This is a genomic window from Streptomyces sp. DH12 (genome assembly GCF_020873895.1).
Taxonomy (GTDB): domain Bacteria; phylum Actinomycetota; class Actinomycetes; order Streptomycetales; family Streptomycetaceae; genus Streptomyces.
Genome location: NZ_JAHWGT010000006.1, coordinates 1 through 20969, shown reverse-complemented (window position 1 = coordinate 20969; position 20969 = coordinate 1). Strand labels below are relative to the sequence as shown.

General features: G+C 74.9%; 16 protein-coding genes and 1 pseudogene. 6 read left to right on the top strand and 11 right to left on the bottom strand.

Translation table 11 applies throughout. The annotated features are described in order from the left end of the window. Positions 1-5: 5 nt before the first annotated feature. Positions 6-254 carry a heavy-metal-associated domain-containing protein gene (locus LPA54_RS06955; RefSeq protein ID WP_228974850.1) on the top strand — a complete coding sequence of 83 codons (249 nt, stop codon included), beginning with the start codon at positions 6-8 and terminating at the stop codon, positions 252-254. A gap of 537 nt (positions 255-791) precedes the next feature. On the opposite strand, the gene LPA54_RS06950 is transcribed toward LPA54_RS06955, so the two are convergent. The 5 genes from LPA54_RS06950 to LPA54_RS06930 all read right to left on the bottom strand — a co-directional run bounded on the left by LPA54_RS06950 (position 792) and on the right by LPA54_RS06930 (position 7758). Then, entirely contained in the window at positions 792-2081 is a 1290-nt protein-coding gene (locus LPA54_RS06950; protein ID WP_228974848.1) for a citrate synthase, read from the bottom strand. A 167-nt stretch (positions 2082-2248) separates the two neighbouring features. After that, positions 2249-4480, bottom strand: a complete 2232-nt coding sequence (locus LPA54_RS06945) for an ATP-dependent RecD-like DNA helicase (protein ID WP_228974845.1) — start codon at positions 4478-4480, stop codon at positions 2249-2251. Positions 4481-4583: 103 nt separating this feature from the next. Next, positions 4584-5375, bottom strand: coding sequence for a sugar phosphate isomerase/epimerase (locus LPA54_RS06940; RefSeq protein ID WP_228975200.1), 792 nt, complete (start codon positions 5373-5375; stop codon positions 4584-4586). A gap of 38 nt (positions 5376-5413) precedes the next feature. Further along, positions 5414-6592 (bottom strand): dihydrodipicolinate synthase family protein, encoded by a 1179-nt coding sequence (locus LPA54_RS06935; protein WP_228975197.1) that lies wholly within the window; start codon positions 6590-6592, stop codon positions 5414-5416. 14 nt (positions 6593-6606) lie between these two features. Beyond that, positions 6607-7758, bottom strand: a complete 1152-nt coding sequence (locus LPA54_RS06930) for a Gfo/Idh/MocA family protein (protein ID WP_228974843.1) — start codon at positions 7756-7758, stop codon at positions 6607-6609. 154 nt (positions 7759-7912) lie between these two features. Between LPA54_RS06930 and LPA54_RS06925 the strand changes: the two genes are divergently transcribed. After that, positions 7913-8995, top strand: coding sequence for a LacI family DNA-binding transcriptional regulator (locus tag LPA54_RS06925; RefSeq protein WP_228974841.1), 1083 nt, complete (start codon positions 7913-7915; stop codon positions 8993-8995). Between the two features lie 207 nt (positions 8996-9202). Here the strand turns inward: LPA54_RS06925 and LPA54_RS06920 are convergent, their stop codons facing one another. Both LPA54_RS06920 and LPA54_RS06915 read right to left on the bottom strand, forming a co-directional pair. Continuing rightward, a complete protein-coding gene (locus LPA54_RS06920) occupies positions 9203-9703 on the bottom strand; it encodes a hypothetical protein (RefSeq protein ID WP_228974839.1) in 501 nt (166 codons plus the stop codon). 18 nt (positions 9704-9721) lie between these two features. After that, complete coding sequence (locus tag LPA54_RS06915; protein ID WP_308112812.1) at positions 9722-10135, bottom strand: ATP-binding protein; 414 nt, start codon at positions 10133-10135, stop codon at positions 9722-9724. Between the two features lie 237 nt (positions 10136-10372). Between LPA54_RS06915 and LPA54_RS06910 the strand changes: the two genes are divergently transcribed. The 3 genes from LPA54_RS06910 (at position 10373) to LPA54_RS06895 (ending at position 15274) form a co-directional block, all read left to right on the top strand. Continuing rightward, positions 10373-11155, top strand: coding sequence for a sugar phosphate isomerase/epimerase (locus LPA54_RS06910; RefSeq protein WP_228974837.1), 783 nt, complete (start codon positions 10373-10375; stop codon positions 11153-11155). A gap of 78 nt (positions 11156-11233) precedes the next feature. Next, positions 11234-14074 (top strand): CHAT domain-containing protein, encoded by a 2841-nt coding sequence (locus tag LPA54_RS42235; protein ID WP_267486845.1) that lies wholly within the window; start codon positions 11234-11236, stop codon positions 14072-14074. Between the two features lie 441 nt (positions 14075-14515). Beyond that, on the top strand, positions 14516-15274 hold the full coding sequence (locus LPA54_RS06895) for a hypothetical protein (RefSeq protein WP_228974835.1): 759 nt from the start codon (positions 14516-14518) through the stop codon (positions 15272-15274). A gap of 56 nt (positions 15275-15330) precedes the next feature. On the opposite strand, the gene LPA54_RS06890 is transcribed toward LPA54_RS06895, so the two are convergent. Beyond that, positions 15331-16110 (bottom strand): SDR family NAD(P)-dependent oxidoreductase, encoded by a 780-nt coding sequence (locus LPA54_RS06890; RefSeq protein ID WP_228974833.1) that lies wholly within the window; start codon positions 16108-16110, stop codon positions 15331-15333. A gap of 394 nt (positions 16111-16504) precedes the next feature. On the opposite strand from LPA54_RS06890, the gene LPA54_RS06885 reads away from it, so the two are divergent. After that, a complete protein-coding gene (locus LPA54_RS06885) occupies positions 16505-18319 on the top strand; it encodes a glycoside hydrolase family 3 protein (protein WP_228974831.1) in 1815 nt (604 codons plus the stop codon). Positions 18320-18385: 66 nt separating this feature from the next. On the opposite strand, the gene LPA54_RS06880 is transcribed toward LPA54_RS06885, so the two are convergent. From LPA54_RS06880 to LPA54_RS42230, 3 genes and pseudogenes are all read right to left on the bottom strand, one after another. Then, positions 18386-19810: a S28 family serine protease gene (locus LPA54_RS06880; protein WP_228974829.1), complete on the bottom strand. Its 1425-nt coding sequence runs from the start codon at positions 19808-19810 to the stop codon at positions 18386-18388. 94 nt (positions 19811-19904) lie between these two features. After that, positions 19905-20315: a hypothetical protein gene (locus LPA54_RS06875; RefSeq protein ID WP_228974827.1), complete on the bottom strand. Its 411-nt coding sequence runs from the start codon at positions 20313-20315 to the stop codon at positions 19905-19907. 150 nt (positions 20316-20465) lie between these two features. Continuing rightward, positions 20466-20969 (bottom strand): annotated as a pseudogene (locus tag LPA54_RS42230) (hypothetical protein); the annotation flags it as partial.

Below are 20969 nucleotides of genomic sequence, written 5' to 3'. Positions count from 1 at the left end.
CCACCATGACCGCCGAGACGACGAAGGACGAGCAGGCCCCCGCCGTGACGACCGTGTACGAGGTCAAGGGCATGACCTGCGGCCACTGCGAGGGGGCCGTCTCCCAGGAGCTCTCCGCCCTCGACGGCGTGACCTCGGTGCAGGCCGCCGCCTCCACCGGCAAGGTCACCGTCGTCTCGCGGGCGCCGCTGGACGAGGAGGCCGTCCGGGCCGCCGTGGACGAGGCCGGCTACGAGCTGCTCGGCACGGTCTGAGCCCCCGGCGCCGCACCGCCCCGCCGCACACCCGTACGGGCCGTACCGCGACAAATGCCGTGGTACGGCCCGTCCTGCCTGTGTCGCCGGAACGGGCGTTCACGTGAATTCACCTTCACGTGACTCACCAGACCTTCACAAAGAGACCTAGATCACAGATATTTGGGGGTAACCATTCGGGCGGCTCGCGAGTCTGAATGGTCGATGCCGAGAACGTCTTGGGGGACGTTCATGGGATGTCTTGGGGGACGTCCCAGGCAAGCGTTGGCCGGGGCACGCGCAACCGGGGAGCTTTGAGCGGCCCTCCCGTCCGTGCGTACCCCGGCAGATCGCACGCGAGCTTCTGCCGGGCACACCGGCAGACGCCCGGGCCGGATCCCGTGGGGGGAATCCGCACCGGGGAAATGGGAAGCGCCCCGCTCACCGACCCGTGGGGGGATCGGCGGGCGGGGCGCTTTCCCGTACCGGCACCGGCCGCGCGCACGCGGCCGGGCGGCCTCGCGGGTCAGCCCGGGGGGCGGCCCGACGGGGACGGCGTCAGCGGCCCTCGACCGGGACGAAGTCGCGCAGGACCTCACCGGTGTAGATCTGGCGCGGACGGCCGATGCGGGAACCCGGCTCCTTGATCATCTCGTGCCACTGGGCGATCCAGCCCGGCAGGCGGCCGAGGGCGAACAGGACCGTGAACATCTCGGTCGGGAAGCCCATGGCCCGGTAGATCAGACCGGTGTAGAAGTCGACGTTCGGGTAGAGGTTGCGCGAGACGAAGTAGTCGTCGGCGAGCGCGTGCTCCTCCAGCTTGAGGGCGATGTCGAGCAGCTCGTCGGACTTGCCGAGCGCCGACAGCACATCGTGCGCCGCCGCCTTGATGATCTTCGCGCGGGGGTCGAAGCTCTTGTAGACCCGGTGCCCGAAGCCCATCAGGCGGACGCCGTCCTCCTTGTTCTTCACCTTGCGGATGAAGGAGTCGACGTCACCGCCGTTGGCCTGGATGCCCTCCAGCATCTCCAGCACCGACTGGTTGGCACCGCCGTGCAGCGGGCCCCACAGGGCGGAGATGCCGGCGGAGATCGAGGCGAACATGTTCGCCTGCGAGGAGCCCACCAGGCGGACCGTGGACGTCGAGCAGTTCTGCTCGTGGTCCGCGTGGAGGATCAGCAGCTTGTCGAGCGCCGAGACGACGACCGGGTCCAGCTCGTACTCCTGCGCCGGCACGGAGAACGTCATGCGCAGGAAGTTCTCGACGTACGACAGGTCGTTGCGCGGGTAGACGAACGGGTGGCCGATCGACTTCTTGTACGCGTAGGCCGCGATGGTCGGCAGCTTCGCGAGCAGCCGGATCGTCGAGAGGTGGCGCTGCTTCTCGTCGAACGGGTTGTGGCTGTCCTGGTAGAACGTCGACAGGGCGCTCACCACGGAGGACAGCATCGCCATCGGGTGGGCGTCGCGCGGGAAGCCGTCGAAGAACCGCTTCACGTCCTCGTGCAGCAGGGTGTGCTGCGTGATCTCGTTGGTGAAGGTGTCCAGCTCGCCGGCCTTCGGCAGCTCCCCGTTGATCAGCAGGTACGCCACCTCCAGGAAGGTGGAGCTCTCCGCGAGCTGCTCGATGGGGTAGCCGCGGTAGCGCAGGATGCCCTGCTCGCCGTCCAGATAGGTGATCGCCGATTTGTACGCGGCCGTGTTGCCGTAGCCGCTGTCCAGCGTCACCAGACCCGTCTGCGCGCGGAGCTTCCCGATGTCGAAGCCCTTGTCACCGACGGTGCTCCCGACCACCGGGTAGGTGTACTCACCGTCCGCGTACCGCAGTACTACAGAGTTGTCGCTCACGTCATCCCTCACCGACGTTGTGCCTCTTCTTCGAGGTGCCCTGACTGTCTCTACCATCCCCCACTTGGCTCAGCAGAGTGCACTCGGGGTCGACCATTGGGCCTATTGGCGGCACTGAGTGCCGTCAACCTGCTCATACTGCCCCCTTCGCCCCGGTTCCGAAAGTCCTAGGTGATGTTTCCCACCGGACGTCCTCCTGTCAGTCGGTGACCCAGTGCGGTAAAGCGCCGACCGGCGGAAACGGTCCGCACCGCCTGGCCGATCGCCCTGCGCGAGCCGACGAGGACGACCAGCTTCCGCGCCCGGGTGACGGCCGTGTACAGCAGGTTGCGCTGGAGCATGGTCCAGGCACTGGTGGTGACGGGGATCACCACCGCCGGGTACTCGCTGCCCTGCGACCGGTGGATGGTCACCGCGTACGCGTGTGCCAGCTCGTCCAGCTCGTCGAAGTCGTAGGCGACCTCCTCGTCCTCGTCGGTCAGCACCGTCAACCGCTGCTCGTCCGCGTCCAGCGCGGTGACCACCCCCACCGTGCCGTTGAAGACGCCGTTGCGCCCCTTGTCGTAGTTGTTGCGGACCTGGGTCACCTTGTCCCCGACGCGGAAGACGCGGCCCCCGAAGCGCTTCTCCGGCAGCCCCGGCCGGGCCGGCGTGACGGCCTGCTGGAGCAGCCCGTTCAACGTGGACGCACCCGCCGGGCCCCGGTGCGTCGGCGCCAGGACCTGCACGTCCCGGCGCGGGTCGAGACCGAACCTCACCGGCACCCGCCGGGCCGCGACGTCCACGGTGAGCCGCCCCGCCTCCTCCGTGTCCTCCGCGACGAACAGGAAGAAGTCCGCCAGGCCGGTCGTCAGCGGATGCTCCCCGGCGTTGATCCGGTGGGCGTTGGTGACCACGCCCGACTGCCGGGCCTGCCGGAAGATCCGCGTCAGCCGGACCGCCGGCACCGGACCGCCCGGCGCCAGCAGATCGCCCAGCACCTGCCCCGCACCGACGCTGGGCAGCTGGTCCACGTCCCCCACCAGCAGCAGGTGCGCGCCCGGCGCGACCGCCCTGACCAGCTTGTTCGCCAACAGCACGTCCAGCATCGACGCCTCGTCCACCACCACCAGGTCCGCGTCGAGCGGCCGCTCCCGGTCGTACGCCGCCTCACCCCCCGGCTTCAGCTCCAGCAGCCGGTGCACCGTGGACGCCTCCGCCCCGGTCAGCTCCGCCAGCCGCTTGGCGGCCCGGCCCGTCGGCGCGGCCAGCACCACCTTCGCCGCCTTCGCCCGCGCCAGCTCGACGATCGACCGGACGGTGAACGACTTGCCGCACCCCGGCCCACCCGTCAGGACGGCGACCTTCCGGGTGAGCGCGAGCCGCACCGCCGCCTCCTGCTCCGGCGCCAGCCGCACCCCCGTACGGTCCGCGAGCCACGCCAGGGCCCTGTCCCAGGAGACGTCCCGGAAGGCCGGCAGCCGGTCCTCCTCCGCCCGCAGCAGCCGCACCACCTGCGCGGCGAGCGACGTCTCCGCCCGGTGGAACGGCAGCAGGTACACACCCGTCACCAGCTCCCCGTCCGGCCCCGGCACGCGCTCCCGCACCACCCCGCCCTCCTCCCCGTCCGCCGCCAGCTCCGCCAGGCAGTCGATGACGAGCCCCGTGTCCACCTGGAGCAGCTTCACGGCGTCGGCGATGAGCCGCTCCTCCGGCAGGAAGCAGTGCCCCTGGTCCGAGGACTGGGACAGGGCGAACCGCAGCCCGGCCTTCACCCGGTCCGGGCTGTCGTGCGGGATGCCCACGGCGTGCGCGATGCGGTCCGCCGTGAGGAAGCCGATGCCCCACACGTCCGCCGCGAGCCGGTACGGCCGGCCGCGCACCACGGAGATCGACGCGTCGCCGTACTTCTTGTAGATCCGCACCGCGATCGAGGTGGACACGCCCACGCCCTGGAGGAAGACCATCACCTCCTTGATGGCCTTCTGCTCCTCCCAGGCGGCCGTGATGTTCCTGGTGCGCTTGGGCCCCAGACCCGGGACCTCGATCAGCCGCTCGGGCGACTCCTCCAGGACGTCCAGGGTCTCCAGGCCGAAGTGCTCCGTGATGCGGTCGGCGAAGACCGGGCCGATCCCCTTGACCAGCCCGGAGCCCAGGTAGCGGCGGATGCCCTGGACGGTGGCGGGCAGGACCGTCGTGTAGTTGTCGACCGTGAACTGCCGCCCGTACTGGGGATGCGACCCCCAGCGGCCCTCCATCCGCAGCGACTCCCCCGGCTGGGCGCCGAGCAGCGAGCCGACGACCGTCAGCAGCTCGCCGCCGCCGCGCCCGGTGTCGACCCGGGCGACCGTGTAGCCGGTGTCCTCGTTGCTGTACGTGATCCGTTCCAGGACGCCTTCCACCACCGCCAGTCGGGACATGGCTCCGACGCTACCGGGAGGCGCCGACACGCCGCCGCGCCCTGTGGACAAGGCCGTTGGCAGGGCGCGGCGGAGGTCCGCGCGGGGCGGAGCGCCCCGGCCGCTACCCGTCCGGCCGCAGGACGTGGCGGACGTACCCCCGGACCGTCTCCTCCAGCACCTCCCGCCCGTCCCTCTCCCACAGCGCGTCGTTGAACAGCTCCACCTCCACCGGCCCGGTGTAACCGGCCGCGCCGACCCGCTCGTACCAGCCGCGCAGGTCGATCACGCCCTCGCCGAGCTGCCCCCGGCCGGTCAGGACGCCGGCCGGCAGCGGCGTCGTCCAGTCGGCGAGCTGGAAGGAGTGGATGCGCCCCTCCGCGCCCGCCCGCGCCACCGCCGCCGGAGCCCGGTCGTCCCACCACACGTGGTACGTGTCCACGACCACGCCCACCTGCGACGCCGGGAACGGCGCCGCCAGCTCCAGCGCCTGGTCCAGGGTCGACACGGCGCAGCGGTCCGCCGCGTACATCGGGTGCAGCGGCTCGACGGCGAGGCGGACGCCCCGCTCGGCCGCGTACGGCGCGAGGACGGCGAGGGCCGCCGCGATCCGCTCACGCGCCGCCGACAGGTCCCTGCCGCCCGGCGGCAGGCCGCCCGAGACCAGCACCAGGGTGTCCGTGCCGAGCGCGGCCGCCTCGTCCACGGCCTCCCGGTTGTCGTCCAGGTCCTGCGCCGTGGTGAAGAACCCGCCCCGGCACAGCGTCGTGACGGCCAGCCCGGCGTCCCGGACGAGCTTCGCGGCGGCCTCCACGCCGTACTCCCGCACCGGTTCGCGCCACAGGCCGACACCCGGGACGCCCAGGCGGACACACGCCTCGGTCAGCTCCGGCAGCGACAACTGCCGGACGGTCATCTGGTTCACGCTGAGGCGCGACAGGTCGGGGTACTCGGTCACCGGGCCACCCCGTACACGGCGAAGAGGGACGCCGCACGGTCCGCCGCCAGCTCCGGATCCGGGAACAGCCCCAGCCCGTCCGCCAGTTCGTAGGCCCGCGCCAGGTGCGGCAGGGACCGCGCCGACTGCAGACCGCCCACCATCGCGAAGTGGTCCTGGTGGCCCGCGAGCCACGCCAGGAACACCACGCCCGTCTTGTAGAAGCGGGTCGGCGCCTCGAAGAGGTGGCGTGAGAGGGCGACCGTGGGATCGAGCAGGGCGCGGAAGCCCGCCGCGTCACCGGTGTCCAGGACGCGCACCGCCTCCGCCGCGAGCGGGCCCAGCGGGTCGAACACCCCGAGCAGGGCGTGGCTGAAGCCCTGCCCGTCCCCCGCGATCAGCTCGGGGTAGTGGAAGTCGTCACCCGTGTAGCAGCGCACCCCCTCCGGGAGGCGCCGCCGCAGGTCGACCTCCCGCTCCGCGTCCAGCAAGGAGATCTTGACGCCGTCCACCTTGTCCGGGTGCGCGGCGATCACCTCCAGGAACACGGCGGTCGCGGCGTCCAGGTCGGACGAGCCCCAGTAGCCCTCCAGCGCCGGATCGAACATCGGGCCCAGCCAGTGCAGCACCACCGGCTCGGACGCCTGCCGCAGCAGGTGCGCGTACAGCTCCAGGTAGTCGTCCGGGGTCCGGGCCTCGGCGGCCAGCGCCCGCGACGCCATGAGCACCGCCTGCGCGCCCGCCCCCTCGACCAGGGCGAGCTGCTCCTCGTACGCGGCACGCACCGCGGCCAGGCCCGCGGGCGCGGTGCCCGCGCCGGCGGCCGGCGCGGTGAGCTGGTCGGTGCCCACCCCGCAGGCGATGCGGCCGCCCACCGCCTTCGCCTCGGCGGCCGAGCGGCGGATCAGCTCCGCGGCGCCCGCCCAGTCCAGGCCCATCCCCCGCTGGGCGGTGTCCATCGCCTCCGCCACACCCAGCCCGTGCGACCACAGGTGGCGGCGGAACGCGAGCGTGGCGTCCCAGTCGACCGCGGCCGGCGAGTCGGGCGAGGTGTCCGCGTACGGGTCGGCGACGACGTGCGCCGCGGCGAACACCGTGCGGGAGGCGAGCGGCGTACTGGCCGTGGCGGCGAACGGCTCGGTACGCGGGTGGTACGCGCGCGTGGAGCCGTCCGCGTTCGGCAGGCGCACCGCCAGGCCCGGCGCCGCGGTCACAGCGACAGCTCCGGCACCTCGAAGCGGCGGCCCTCCGCGGAGGAGCGCAGTCCCAGCTCGGCGAGCTGGACGCCCCGCGCCCCGGCGAGCAGGTCCCACTGGTACGGCTCGTCGAGGACGACGTGCCGCAGGAACAGCTCCCACTGCGCCTTGAAGCCGTTGTCGAACTCGGCGTTGTCCGGCACCTCCTGCCACTGGTCCCGGAAGGAGTGCGTGACCGGCAGGTCCGGGTTCCACACCGGCTTCGGCGTCGCGGAGCGGTGCTGCACGCGGCACCCGCGCAGCCCGGCGACGGCCGAGCCGTGCGTACCGTCCACCTGGAACTCGACCAGCTCGTCGCGGTGGACCCGCACCGCCCACGAGGAGTTGATCTGCGCGACGGCCCCGCCCTCCAGGTCGAAGATGCCGTACGCCGCGTCGTCGGCGGTGGCCGCGTACGGCTTGCCCTGCTCGTCCCAGCGCTGCGGCACGTGCGTCGTGACCCGGGCGGTGACGCCGGTGACCCGGCCGAACAGCTCGTGCAGCACGTACTCCCAGTGCGGGAACATGTCGACGACGATGCCGCCGCCGTCCTCCGCGCGGTAGTTCCACGACGGGCGCTGCGCCTCCTGCCAGTCGCCCTCGAAGACCCAGTAGCCGAACTCGCCGCGCACGGAGAGGATCTCGCCGAAGAAGCCGCCGTCGATGAGGCGCTTCAACTTGAGCAGGCCCGGCAGGAAGATCTTGTCCTGCACGACGCCGTGCTTGATCCCCGCCCCGCGCGCGAGGCGGGCCAGCTCCAGGGCGCCGGCCAGGTCGGTGGCGGTGGGCTTCTCCGTGTACACGTGCTTGCCCGCGGCGATGGCCCGGGTGATCGCCGAGACGCGCGCCGAGGTGACCTGGGCGTCGAAGTAGACCTCCGTGCGGTCGTCGGCGAGGACGGCGTCGAGGTCCGTGGACCACTCGGTCAGCCCGTGGCGCTCGGCGAGTTCGCGCAGGGCGTGCTCGCGGCGCCCGACCAGGACCGGCTCCGGCCACAGCACGCGGCCGTCCCCGAGGTCCAGGCCGCCCTGCTCGCGGATCGCGAGGACGGAGCGCACCAGGTGCTGGCGGTATCCCATCCGTCCGGTGACGCCGTTCATGGCGATCCGCACTGTCCTACGTGTCACGAAGGTCCTCCATGTCTGCCCCTGTGGCCCCTGCGCGCCGTGCGGCCGATGGTGCGAACCGCCATAGCAAGCGCTTTCTATGGGTCATGACGCTAGCCTGCGCACAGCGGCCGGTACAAGAGCCGCGCCCGACTTCCCCCTGCGGAGGGACGCGATGACAGTCACTCTGGCCGACGTGGCGGCACGCGCCCGGGTCTCCCCGGCGACCGTCTCGCGCGTCCTCAACGGCAACTACCCCGTCGCCGCGTCGACCAGGGAGCGGGTCCTGCGCGCGGTCGACGAACTCGACTACGTCCTCAACGGCCCCGCCAGCGCGCTCGCCGCCGCCACGTCCGACCTCGTCGGCATCCTCGTCAACGACATCGCCGACCCCTTCTTCGGCATCATGGCCGGAGCCGCGCAGAGCGCCATCGGCGACACCGGCACGGGCCGCGCGGGCGGTGAGAAGCTCGCCGTCGTCTGCAACACCGGCGGCTCCCCCGAGCGCGAACTCACCTACCTGACGCTCCTCCAGCGGCAGCGGGCCGCCGCCGTCGTCGTCACCGGCGGCGCGCTGGACGACCCCGCGCACATCGCCGCCCTGACCGCCAAGCTCGCCAAGCTCGCCGACGCGGGCACCCGCGTCGTGCTGTGCGGCCGCCCGCCCATGCCGGGCGACGCCGTCACCGCCACCCTCGCCTTCGACAACCGCGGCGGCGGACGCCTGCTGACCGAACACCTGCTCGCCCTGGGCCACCGGCGCATCGGCTACGTCGCCGGGCCCGCCGAACGGTCCACGACGCGCGACCGGCTGGAGGGCCACCGCGAGGCGCTCGCGGCGGCGGGGGCATCCGGCGGCGGACCGGACGCGCCCGGGGACGGGGCCGCGGACCGGCTGACCGTGCACGGCCCGTACACCCGGGCCGCCGGGTACGAGGCGACCCGCGAGCTGCTGGCCCGCGACCCGTCCCTCACGGCCGTCGTCGCCGCCAACGACACCGTCGCGCTCGGCGCCTGCGCGGCCGTGCGCGAGGCGGGGCTGCGCATCCCGCAGGACGTGTCGGTGGCGGGCTTCGACGACCTGCCGTTCTCCGTCGACGCCGTCCCGGCCCTGACGACGGTGCGGCTGCCGCTGCACGAGGCGGGCGTACGGGCGGGCCGCCTGGCGATGGGCACGGACACGCCGCCGCCCGGGGGCGTCGAGACCATCGCCGGCGAACTCACGGTCCGCGCGTCGACGGCACCCCCGCGCGCGTAGCGGGGCGCCCGCGTCCGGCGGTGCCCCGCGCGCGGGGGCGCCCGCCCGCGCGTGGCGCTGCGCCGGATGCCGGTGGGTGGGGTCGGGGCCGTGGGGGGTCACCTCCTCGGGGCCGGCGGCCCTGGGCCCTGGACGACGGAACCCGCCAGCAGCCGCCAACCCCTGCGGGGGCGACCCCCCACGCCCCCTCCCAGGCCGTACGCGCCCTCAGCGCCGCGGCGGCGCGGGGCGGGGGGCCGGGGCGTACGGGACGAGCGCCGCCGACGGGTCGTCGGCGGCCGACACGGTCCGCTCCCCTCGGGCGTACGTGGTGGTGAAGGCGACCACCTCGCCGAGGACGAGGGCGTCCACCGGTCGCGTCGCGTAGGGCGGCGTCTCGGGGCCGACGCGGTAGCCGGTGTGGACCACCTCGTCCTCCGGGCCGCTGGAGTCCACGGCGGCGAAGCCGTCGCCGCTCCCCCAGCGCCCGTCGACCCGCCACGTGTGGCGCAGTTCCAGCACCCCGGCGTCGGGGCAGTGCCAGCGGAAGCGACTGACGCTCAGCTCGGAGCTGATGCTCTCGAACCGGCTCCACCCCCGCCCGTCCGCGAGGAACACCAGGTCGCTCGTCTCCATGGCGCCCACGTCGAAAGGCGCGCTGTACCAGCCACCGATGAGCCGCCGGTCGAGATGCAGCATGGTCCTGGCTCCGTCCGTCCGGTCGCTCATTCGCCTCAGTGTCGCCGATCAGGGCCGGTCGAGATCCACCCGGACCGTCTTCCCGAGGCCCGTGCGCCGCGCCACGCCCCAGCGGGAGGCGACCGCGTCCACGAGGAGGAGGCCACGCCCGCGTTCGGCCTCGGGCGCCGCCGTGACGGGTTCCGGCCGGGAGGGATCGGCGTCGGACACCTCGACCCGCACCGTCCCGTTCGCGTCGCGCGCGAGCCGCACCTCGACATCGCGCCCCTGCACGCGCGTGTGCAGGACCGCGTCGCGGTGTGGACGGTCGTACGGGACGCCCCACACGTGGAGTCGGTGGGCCGCGAGCATCCGCGCGAGCCGCGCCCCTGGCGGGTGCCGGAGAACCTGCCCCGCCCCGCCGCTCCGGGCGGACGCGGTGAACGCCCTCCACGCGGCGTGCGAGAGGCTGAGCGGCGCCACATCGACGTCCCCACCCCGCACCGCCGCGGCGCTGAGGGCGCGTACGGCCTGGGAGGGGGCGTGGGGGGTCGCCCCCGCAGGGGTTGGCGGCTTCTGGCGGGTTCCGTCGTCCAGGGCCCAGGGCCGCCGGCCCCGAGGAGGTGACCCGCCGCGGCCCCGACCCCACCCACCGGCATCGGCGTCGGCAGGGCGTGGCACTCGCGCGGTGGATTCCGGGGTGCGGGGTAGCTTGCTTGGATGAGGTACGCGTTCTCGACCCTCGGGGTCCCCGGAATGGCAGTTGACGACGTGGTGCGGCTGGCCGGCGAGGTCGGCTACCAGGGGGTGGAGCTGCGGGCCCACCCCGAGGAACCGGTGCACCCGGGTCTCGTCGCGCACGAGCGGCGCGAGGTGGCGGCGGCGTTCGCGGCGGGCGGGGTGGAGGTCCTCGGTGTCGCCGGGTACGCCCGGGTGGCGGCCGACGGCGACGACGAGGAGGTGTACGAGGAGCTGTACCGGCTGCTGCACCTCGCCGCCGACCTCGGCGCGCCGTACGTGCGGGTCCTGCCCGGGGGCGGGGAGCAGGCGCAGGAGGCGGCGGACGCGGTGGCGGCGCGGCGGTTGGGGGCCGCGGCGGAGGTCGCGGCGGAGCTGGACGTGCGGATCCTGCTGGAGAACCACGACTCGCACCCGACGGGCGCCGACGTGGCGCGGGTCGTGGCGGCGGTGGGGCATCCGCAGGTGGGTGCCGTGTGGGACGTGATGCACGCCTGGCGGGCGGGCGAGGAGCCGCGGCGTACGTACGGGCTGCTCGCGCCGTACCTGGGATACGTGCAGGTCAAGGACTGCCCGTCGGTCGACGACCCGACGCCGGTGCCGCTGGGTGAGGGCGCCCTGCCGCTGGGCGCGTGCGTGGGGCTGCTGGACCGGGACGGCTGGCTGTGCTGGGAGTACGAGCGGCGCTGGCACCCGGACGCGCCGCCGCTGCCGGGGCTCCTCGCGGCGGGTCGCGAGCGCCTGGCGGGGCTCGTGGCCGGGTGACGACCGGCGTTCGGCCGGAATCCGGCCGCCCGCGCCGCTAGCGTGACCTGACGGTGACGACGCCGGAGGGGGCTGGGCATGCCGGAGATCCCGTACGACCTGAACGCCGTGACGTGGGAAGTCAAGGACACCTGGGAGCGGCTGGGCAACGGCGCCGAGGCCCTGGCGCGCGTGACGTCGCTGGTGTGCGACCGGCTGGGGTGCGCCACCGCCGACGCGGCGTTCGACCGGATGTACCGGGACTGGAAGGCGCTGCCCCGGGCGACGGTCATGTCGGGCATGCGGGCCGGGCAGATCCTGTCGCTGCTGCCGATGCTCCAGTTCGACCGGGCGGACGCCGTCGCCCGGCGGCGGGCGGAGCGCGAGGAACTGCTGCGGGAGTTGCGGGAGCACGGTCCGCAGGAGGCGCGCTGGCAGGCGAACGTGCCCGGGGTGAGCGCGCTGACGGCGCTGCGGGACACGGGGGCGGGGCCGGCGGCGCTGGAGGAGGCGTTGGCGCGGGTGGACGAGGCGATGGGCCTCGTCGCGCCGGACAGCGCGGAGCACTTCGCGTTCCAAACCACCCATGCGAGCCTGCGCGCCCAGCTGGCGCAGCTGAGCGGGGGTGAGGACGACTTCGACTCGGCGGTCGAGGACCTGGCGGAGCTGGCGGACTCCCCGATGTGGGAGGACGAGGACCGGGTGGTGCTGGGGGGTCAGCTCGCCGCGTTCCGGGGGCGGCAGGCCGCGCGCCGCCAGGACGAGGCGGCTCTGGCGGAGCACATCGCGGCGCTGGCGGAGTGTGTGGAGCGGATGCCGGCCGGGCACGCGGACCGGCCGGCGCTCCGCGCGAACCTGGACACCATGCGGGCGCACCTGGCGGCGCTCCAGGGGATGCGGACGGGCCGGTTCGACCCGGAGTTGGCGCAGTCGGCGGCCCCGCCGCTGGAGGAGTTGCGGCGGGAGCTGGAGGTGCTGCCCGACGACGCGCGGGCGGACCGGTTGGGTGAGGCGGCGATCGGGCGGGGCGGGCACGCGATGCTCGCCCGCGATCCCGTCCGGCTGGCGGAGGCGGTGGAGCTGCTGGACGAGGCGATGGAGCTGGTCGAGCCGGGCGACGAGCGGTGGACGCGGTACTCGCTGATCCTCGGTGTCTGCCATGTCGTGCTGGCCGCGCTGGGGGCCGGGGCGCCCGCGGACCGTCCCGGTCTGCTGGACCAGGGGATCGCGTGGCTGGACCACGCGCGGCGGCAGGCGGGCGGGCCGGACCATCCGCTGTGGCACAACATCACCCAGTCGCTGGCGCGCGCGTGCCGGGCCCGGGGCGACGCGCAGGGCCGGGACCGGCGGGCGGCCCGGCTGAACCGGGACGCCTCGCGGCGGCTCGGGCTGGAGGGCGTGCGGACGGGTGCCCGGGGCGTGCTGCTCCAGTCCGGTACGGGGCACGCGGCGGACACCGGCCGCCACGCGGCGCGCCACGCGCTGGAGGTGGCGCGCTGGTGCCTGGCCGACGGGGCGTACGAGGACGCCGTGCGCGCGTTGGACGCCGGGCGCGGCGGGGTGCTGCACGCGGCGACGGTCGCGGCGACGGTGCCGGACATGTTGACGGCGCTGGGGCAGCCGGGGCTGGCCCGGGAGTGGCGGGACGCCGGCGGGTTCGTGCCGGAGTCGGCCGCGGGGCTGCCGGCGCCCGTCGCGCAGGGCCCGTCGAGCCGGTTGCGGCGGCGTGTGCTGGATGTCCTCGCCGCGTCGCCGCACCAGCGGCGGTTGCTGGAGGTGCCGACGCTGTCGGAGACGGCCGCGGCGTTGCGCGCCGTGGGCGCGGACGCGCTGGTGTACCTGGTGCCGGCCGAGGAGGGCGACCCGGGCGCGGCGGTGGTGGTCGCGCCGGACGGGTCGGTGCGGTACCTGCGGTTGCCGGGGCTGGAGGTGGACGGTCCTCCGCTCGCGGAGTACCGGGACGTGGGGGCGCCGGGCCGGGACGCGGGCAGGCCTCCCGTACAGCCCGCCGGGGCGGGGGCCGGGCGGCCGGCGGGGGACGCGGGGCGGGCGGCGTTGGAGCGGCTGTGCGACTGGGCGGGCGCCACGGTGGTGGAGCCGCTGCTGCGGCAGGTGCCGCGCGGCCTGGGCGGTGCGCCGTCCGTGGTGCTGGTGCCGATGGCGGAGCTGGGCATGGTGCCGTGGCACGCCGCGCGGGTGCGGGGGCGCCGGGGCGGGTACCGGTACGCCTGCCAGGAGGCGCGGGTGTCGTACGTGCCGTCGGCGCGGGTGCTGTGCGAGGTGGCGGCCCGGCCGGCCGCGGGGGCGCGGCAGGCGCTCGTCGTGGGCGACCCGACGCGGGACCTGCCCCACGCGGGTGAGGAGGCGCGGGCCGTGCACGCGGCGTTCCACCCGGGTGGGGTGCTGCTGGGGCCCGAGGACGCGACGCCGCAGGCGGTGACGGGGTGGTTGCGGCGGCAGCGCGGCGGGCTGCTGCATCTGGCGTGCCACGGGGTGGTGCGGCCGGGTGAGCGCCACAGCGCGTATCTGGAGCTGCTGGGCGGGCGGTTGGCTGCGGAGGAGCTGACGGAGTCGGCGGACCGGTACGGGGGGTTGGACGTGGTGCTGCTCGCGGCGTGCCGGACGAACGTGTCGGGGCGCGGCTACGACGAGGCGTACAGTCTGGCGACCGCGTTCCTGGTGGCGGGTGCCCGGTCGGTGGTGGGGTCCCTGTGGCCGGTGCCGGACGAGGCGACGTCGCTGCTGATGTACATGACGCACCACTACATGGCCCGGGAGGGGCAGACGCCGGGACGTGCGTTGCGGAGCGCCCAGTTGTGGATGCTGGACGAGCGGCGCCAGGCGCCGCCCGGGATGCCGGCCGCGCTTCTGCCGCGGGTGCGGCGGATCGACGCGGGCGACCTGGCGGGCTGGGCGGGGTTCACGCACCTGGGATGGTGACTGGCCCGGGGGGGCGTGGGGCGGGCGGGTTGTGGGCGTGTTGTGGGCGTTGTGCCGTGGGGGGCGCCCTGGGGTGCGGGCCGGCGGTTGACTGTCGGTCAGGTGTGGTCGTGGTGGGCTGGGAGGGGCGTCGAGGTGTCGTTCGGGGGACATGGACCGTACGGGGGCGGGTGGTCTCCGCAGGGTGGTGATCCGGGGGGCGGGGGCCCGCCTCCCGGGGCGCCGCCGTATCCCGGGCCGGGGGCGCCGTATCCGGGGCATCCGGGGCATCCGGGGCATCCGGGGCATCCGGGGGCGCCGTACCCGTACGGTGCGCCCCCGTACGTTCCGGGGCAGCGGCGCTCGCCGCGGCCGTCCCTGTGGCGGCGGTTCCGCGACGACGAGTGGCCCACCCTGCGGGAGCTGTGGGGGTACGTGCAGCCGGTGCTGTGGTTGCCGCTGGTGAGCTGCCTGTTGCCGCTGCTGCTCGGCTATCCGATGCTGCGCGCGGCGCGGAGCAAGGCGCGGCAGGTCTTCCCGTCCGACGGGTGGCGCGGTGTCGACCCGCGCATCGGCCGGGTGCAGGCGGTCAGGGCCTGGGGGGCGGCCGCCGCGTCCGTCCTCATCCTCGCCGCGTACGGCACGGCGGCCGACTGGGACCAGGCGCAGGAGCAGTTCGTGATGCGGCTGGCGCTCACGCCGTGGCTGCTGCTGCTGACCGCGCCCGTGGTGGTGGTCGCGGTGTTCCGGCTGGCGCCGCCGGCGATGCGTCCGCGGATGCGGTCGGGGTTGCGGCCGGTGGTGCGCGCGGTGCTGTGGTACCTCGGAGCGCTGAGCGCGCCCGTCGTCCTCCTGGTCGTGCTGCGGCTGATCGGGGAGGAGGAGGCGCGGTGGGAGGTGCCGAAACCGGTGATCGCGGTGGTGCTGCTCCTGCTGCTGGTGCTGCTGGTGTGGGCGGCGATGTTCCTGGCGTTCGCCTCGGCGCGGGCGGTGCGCGGCGCGTTCAACGCCGCGGGCGTCCACCCGGTGCTGCCGGCGCTGCTGACGGGGGTGCTGGTGTGGGAGCTGGCGGGGATCAACCTGTACTACGCCGGTCCGCCGCCGGGCCCGCCGCTGGTGCAGTGGTGCGCGCTGCTGGGCGGGCCCGCGTCGGTGACGGCCGTGGCGTGGTGGGAGATGCGCAGGCTGCGCGTCCGGTACGGGGTGACGGTGCGCGGCTGACCGCCGCGGGGCCGGGCCGGGGCCGGGCGCGGGGCGCGACCCGGCCGGGCGGGGGGTCAGTGGGCGTGGAAGCCGCCGTCGACGTACACGGACTGGCCGGTGACGTAGGCGGAGGCGCGGCTCGCGAGGAAGACGGCGGCGCCGGCGAAGTCCTCGGGCAGTCCGTTGCGGCCCACCAGGGTGCGCTCGGCGAGGGCGGCGACCTTCTCGGGCTCGGACTGCAGCCGGGAGTTGAGGGCCGTCATGACGAAGCCCGGGACCAGGGTGTTGCAGGTGACGCCGTACGGCGACCACGCCTCCGCCTGCGAGCGGGCCAGGGACTCCAGGCCGCCCTTGGAGACCCCGTAGGCGCCGCTCTGCACGAACGCGCGGTGCGCCTGCTGGGAGGAGACGTGGATGATGCGGCCGTGGCCCCGCTCGGCCATGCCCGGCCCGAACCGCTGGCCCAGCAGGAACGGCGCGTCGAGGTTCACCGCCATCGTGGTGTCCCACACGTCCTCGCCGAGCTGCCCCAGCGGCGGGCGCAGGTTGACGGCCGCGCAGTTCACCAGGATGTCCGGCTCTCCGAACGCGGCGACCGCGCCGTCGGCGGCGGCGCGCACCCCGTCCCGCGTCGCCAGGTCGGCGCTGACCCGCTCCGCCCGGCAGCCCAGGGCGCGCAGCTCCCCGACGGTCGCGTCCAGCTCGGCCTCTCGGCGCGCGACGACCACGACGCTCGCGCCGGCCCGGGCGAGCGCTTCGGCGATGGCCCGTCCGATGCCGGAGCTGCCGCCGGTGACCAGGGCCACGCGGCCGTCCAGCGAGAAGAGGTCGGAGAGGTACGTCGAGGTGTCCATGGCCGTCACCCTAGGTCCTGTCCGGAAGGTGGCGCCGTCCGCCCGGAGGGCAGGGGCCGCACCGTCCGGCGCGTGCGATCGCGAGACACCGGGTTGCCCTCGGGGCGGAGCCACTCGGGCATCCCGGCAACGCGGCGAGCGTGCGTGCCGGGCGCCGCGGCCCAGACGGGACTTTCCGGACAGGACCCAGGTCCGGCCCCGGCGGGCGGCGCCCCCGCGGCGCCCGGTCGGCGGGCGCGCGGCCCCGCTCGGGCCGTCGGCGGCGTGCCGCCACGGGCGTCGCCGGGGGGCCGGTGTCCGCGCGCGTCCTTGACCTGGCAGTTGGTTTCGCCTAAGCGTGACTCCTCGGAAAGTTTCCTTCACCCCTCGTCACGTACGGCCGGAAGGAGCACCAGTGCACCACCGGGCCACCTCCAGACGCACCGTCCTCGCCGCCACCGCCGCCGCGGCCGCCGCCACCGCGATCGTCCCCCGCACCGCCGTCGCCGCCGGCGACGCCGCCGAGGAGCGGCGCCTCGCGCGGACCATCGACCGCATGACCCTTGAGGAGAAGGTCGGTCAGCTCTTCGTCATGCGGGTGTACGGGCACTCCGCGACCGACCCCGACCAGGCCGACGTCGACGCCAACCTGCGCGAGATCGGTGTCCGCTCCGCCGCCGAGCTGATCGCCCGGTACCACGTCGGCGGCATCATCTACTTCACGTGGGCGCGCAACACCCGCGACCCGCACCAGATCGCCGACCTGTCCAACGGCATCCAGCGCGCGGGCCTCACCCAGCGGACGCCGCTGCCGCTGCTCGTCTCGACCGACCAGGAGCACGGCATCGTCGCCCGGGTGGGCGAGCCGGCGACGCTCGTGCCCGGCGCGATGGCGCTCGGCGCGGCCGGCTCGCGGGGCCTGGCCCACCGGGCGGCGCAGATCGCCGGGACGGAGCTGGCGGCGCTGGGCATCCGCCAGAACTACGCGCCGGTCGCCGACGTGAACGTCAACCCCGCCAACCCGGTCATCGGCGTGCGGTCCTTCGGCGCGGACCCGCGGGCCGTGGCCCGGCTGGTCGCGGCGCAGGCGCGGGGGTACGAGGGGGCGGGCGTCGCGGCGACGGCGAAGCACTTCCCCGGCCACGGCGACACCACGGCCGACAGCCACACGCACCTGCCCTACATCCACCACACGCGCGAGCAGTGGGACGCCCTGGACGCGCCGCCGTTCCGGGCCGCCGTCGCCGCCGGTATCGACGCGATCATGACGGCGCACATCGTCGTACCGTCCCTGGACCCGTCGGAGGACCCGGCGACCCTGTCGCGGCCCATCCTCACCGGCATCCTCCGGGAGGAGCTCGGCTACGACGGGGTGGTGGTGACCGACTCGCTCGGCATGGAGGGCGTGCGGACCAAGTACGGCGACGACCGGGTGCCCGTGCTGGCGCTGAAGGCCGGGTGCGACCAGCTCCTCAACCCGCCGCGCCTGGACCTGGCGTGGAAGGCGGTCCTCGCCGCGGTGCGCGGCGGGGAACTCGACGAGGCCCGGATCGACGAATCGGTTCTGCGGATCCTGCGGCTGAAGGCGCGACTCGGTCTGTTCCGCGACCCGTACGTGACGCACGCGGGCGTGGACCGGGTCGTCGGCCGGCGCGCCCACCTGGACGCCGCCGACCGCATCGCCGGGGCGACGACGACGCTGCTGGCCAACGACGGCGGTCTGCTGCCGCTCAACCGCCTCACCCACCGCGACGTGCTCGTCGTCGGGGCCGACCCGGCCTCGCCGTCGGGGACGACGGGCCCGCCGACGGCGACGCTCGCCGCGGCCCTCGGCGAGCTGGGGTTCACCGCCACCGCGCTGTCCACCGGCACCGCGCCCACCCCGGCCCGCATCGAGCAGGCGGTGGCGGCGGCGGCCGGCCGGGACGCGGTCGTCGTCGGCACGTACGACGTGTCGGCGGCGAGCGCGCAGCGCACCCTGGTGGCGCGGCTCGCGGCGACGGGCGTGCCGGTGGTGGTCGTGGCGCTGCGCAACCCGTACGACGCGGCGCACCTGACGGGGCAGCGGGCCTTCCTCGCCGCGTACGCGTGGACGGACGTGGAGCTGCGGGCGGCGGCGCGGGTCATCGCCGGGCGGGTGCGCCCCACCGGGCGGTTGCCCGTTCCGGTGCAGCGGGCGGACGACCCGTCGCGGGTGCTGTACCCGATCGGGTACGGCCTGTCGTACTGACCGCGGACGCGCCGCCGCCCCCCGGGTAGGGCCCGGGGGGCGGCGGCGTGCGGACACGGTCGGCCCCTACGGGCGGAGCGTCGGCTCGCGGAGCAGGTCGCGCTTGTCGAGGCGCGCGTCGTACCGGGCGAGCGGCTGCGCGCGCTCGGCGTCCGCGCGGACGGCGGCGGGGGCGACGCCCGCCCACTCCAGCAGCCGCGCCGTGGCCAGCTCGCGCTGGGGCTCGGCGAGGCCGGCGATGCTGGCGCCGTGGTTGGCGCCGGGGGCGGTGAGGACGTAGCTGTCCTTCGCGCCGCGGTCGACGCGGAACGGCTCGGCGCCCCACGGGTCGCGCTCGCCGTTGACGAAGAGCATCCGCCGGGCGTTGCTGCGGACCCAGGTGTCGACGTCGCGCATCACCCAGGGCTTGAACCGGACGGGGATGTCATCCGGGACGAAGGTGTGCGCCGGCTGGTAGCCGTAGCGGGTGAGGCCCTTGAGGTGGTCCATGCGCAGGCTCGGGGAGCCGAGCTCGGTGGCCGCCTGGTAGTAGTACGGCGTGTACGGCTCCAGGCCCTGGTCGCTGTAGAAGGACCAGCCGGAGTAGGTGTCGATCGCCTCGTACACGGCGTCGTCGGTGGCGGTGGCGGCGGTGGGGAGGGCCGCGCAGTCCTGCTCGCCGTGGTACTGCCAGAACGCCCACACGAAGTCGAGGACGACGGCCTCGTACGCCTTGTCCAGGCTGCCGACGGTGCGGAAGGTGGCGCCTTCGGCGGCGGCCCAGTCGCGGTACTTCTTCTGGAGCGGCGCGCGGCGGACGAGGGCCTCGCGCTGGAGGGCGTTCAGCCGGTCGCGGCACTCGGCGGTGCCGACGGTCGCGAAGAACCGGTCGTAGGCCGAGTCCTCCTTCTCCACGACGTCGTTGGGCGCCACGTAGGCGACGACGGCGTCCATGTCGCGCGGGTAGAACCGCTCGTAGTACGTGGCCGTCATGCCGCCCTTGGAGCCGCCGGTGGCGATCCACTTGCGGTCGTAGACCTTCTTCAGCGCGGTGAACAGGCGGTGCTGGTCGGACGCGGCCTGCCAGATGTCCAGCTTGGACCAGTCGGCGGGCTGGGGCCGGGACGGGCTGAAGTAGCGGTACTCCAGGGAGACCTGGTTGCCGTCGACGATCCGGGTGGGCTCGCTGCGGCGCGGCTCGGGGTTGACGTGGTAGCCGCTGGTGAAGAAGACGGTGGGGCGGTTCGTGTCCTTGTGCAGCAGGGTGAGGCGCTGCTTGAAGGTGCCCTTCCCGGGGCGGCGGTGGTCGACCGGCTGGGTGTAGTTCAGGACGAAGAAGCGGTAGCCGGGGTGGGGCTTCTCCTCGATGAGGGACATCCCGGGGATCGCGAGGACGCGGTCCTTGATGTCCGTGGCGGTGCTGTCCTGTCCGGCGGCGGTGGCCGTGCCGGCCGTGCCCACGGTGCCTATGAGCACCACGAGCGACAGCAGCCATCTGAGCGTCGTGCGCATGCGCTGCCTTCCACTGGGTTCACTGCGGTCGCGGTGAACCTAGCGGGGTGTACGTGTGCATGACCAGACCCGGCCGGTTATTTCCGACGCGGTGTCAGCACAGGATCCAGCCGGTGGCGCCGCCGCGGCCGGAGACGCTGCCGGCCGCGCGGACGCAGCGGTTGAGGGCGTGCACGCTCACGGGCCCGGCCTGCCGGGAGAACCGCCCGGCGTCGACGACGGCGCGGGCGCCGCGCGGCTGGAGGGTGACGGACATGGGGCGGCGGGGGCCGGCCTTGGCGACGGTGACGGCGCAGGCGTACTGGCGGTTCTCGTAGACGCGCAGCTCGCCGGTGGCGAACCGGACGGTCTTGGCGAGCCGCCCGGCGCACCCCGGCGCTCCGGCCGCCCCGGCGGGCGCGACGCCGGGCCCGGCCAGGCCGAGCGCCCCCGCGGCGAGGACCACCGCGACCCCGTGGGCGACCTTCCGCCGCCATCCGGACGTACCCGCGCCCCGACCGAACATCCGCGACTCCCTCGTGTCGACCCCGTACTGGCGTACGACGCGGGAGGGCGGCGGAGGGTTGCCCTCCGGGTCGCGGCCCGGCGGGCGGAGCGGGGTGGGGACGGCCGGGGAGCGCCGGGGACGGCCGGGGTCGGGTTTCGGGCGCCCGGGTCAGGCGCCGCGGCTGAGCACGGACAGGACCAGTACGCACTCGGCGGCGACCTGTGCGCTCAGGGCGGCGAGGCGGACCGTGGGGGCCCAGCGGCCTCGGTCGGGGACGAGGAGGACGGCGCACCAGGCGGCCCCCGCGAGGAGGAAGGCCGCCTGGCCGACCCCCTGCGGCCAGCCCGTGCACCGCTCGCCGTAGGTCAGGCAGCGGCCGAAGTCCTCCGTGGTGAGGACCACGAGCCAGGCGCCCAGCCAGGCGGGGACGAGCGCGACGGCGGCGAGCACGGACGTCCGGCGGGCTCCGGCGGCGGTGACGGCGGGCAGGAAGGTGGGCTTGGCGGGCCCGGTGGCGGGCGCGGGCCCGGTCGCCGGGGAGGCGGGTGCGGGCGCGGAGGCGGGAGCGGGTGCGGGTGCGGGTGCGGGCGAGGCGGAGGCGGGAGCGGGGGCGGCGGTTGCGGGCGCGGGCGCGGCGGATGCGGGGGCGGGCGCGGCGGAAGCGGCGGCGGG

What these genes read in the sequence shown, in the direction of transcription:
- LPA54_RS06925 (WP_228974841.1), top strand. Translation starts at nt 7,913, where the DNA reads ATGACAGTCACTCTGGCCGACGTGGCGGCACGCGCCCGGGTCTCCCCG.
- LPA54_RS06880 (WP_228974829.1), bottom strand. Translation starts at nt 19,810, where the DNA reads ATGCGCACGACGCTCAGATGGCTGCTGTCGCTCGTGGTGCTCATAGGC.
- LPA54_RS06940 (WP_228975200.1), bottom strand. Translation starts at nt 5,375, where the DNA reads ATGACCGTCCGGCAGTTGTCGCTGCCGGAGCTGACCGAGGCGTGTGTC.
- LPA54_RS42235 (WP_267486845.1), top strand. Translation starts at nt 11,234, where the DNA reads ATGCCGGAGATCCCGTACGACCTGAACGCCGTGACGTGGGAAGTCAAG.
- LPA54_RS06920 (WP_228974839.1), bottom strand. Translation starts at nt 9,703, where the DNA reads ATGAGCGACCGGACGGACGGAGCCAGGACCATGCTGCATCTCGACCGG.
- LPA54_RS06955 (WP_228974850.1), top strand. Translation starts at nt 6, where the DNA reads ATGACCGCCGAGACGACGAAGGACGAGCAGGCCCCCGCCGTGACGACC.
- LPA54_RS06890 (WP_228974833.1), bottom strand. Translation starts at nt 16,110, where the DNA reads ATGGACACCTCGACGTACCTCTCCGACCTCTTCTCGCTGGACGGCCGC.
- LPA54_RS06945 (WP_228974845.1), bottom strand. Translation starts at nt 4,480, where the DNA reads ATGTCCCGACTGGCGGTGGTGGAAGGCGTCCTGGAACGGATCACGTAC.
- LPA54_RS06875 (WP_228974827.1), bottom strand. Translation starts at nt 20,315, where the DNA reads ATGTTCGGTCGGGGCGCGGGTACGTCCGGATGGCGGCGGAAGGTCGCC.
- LPA54_RS06910 (WP_228974837.1), top strand. Translation starts at nt 10,373, where the DNA reads ATGAGGTACGCGTTCTCGACCCTCGGGGTCCCCGGAATGGCAGTTGAC.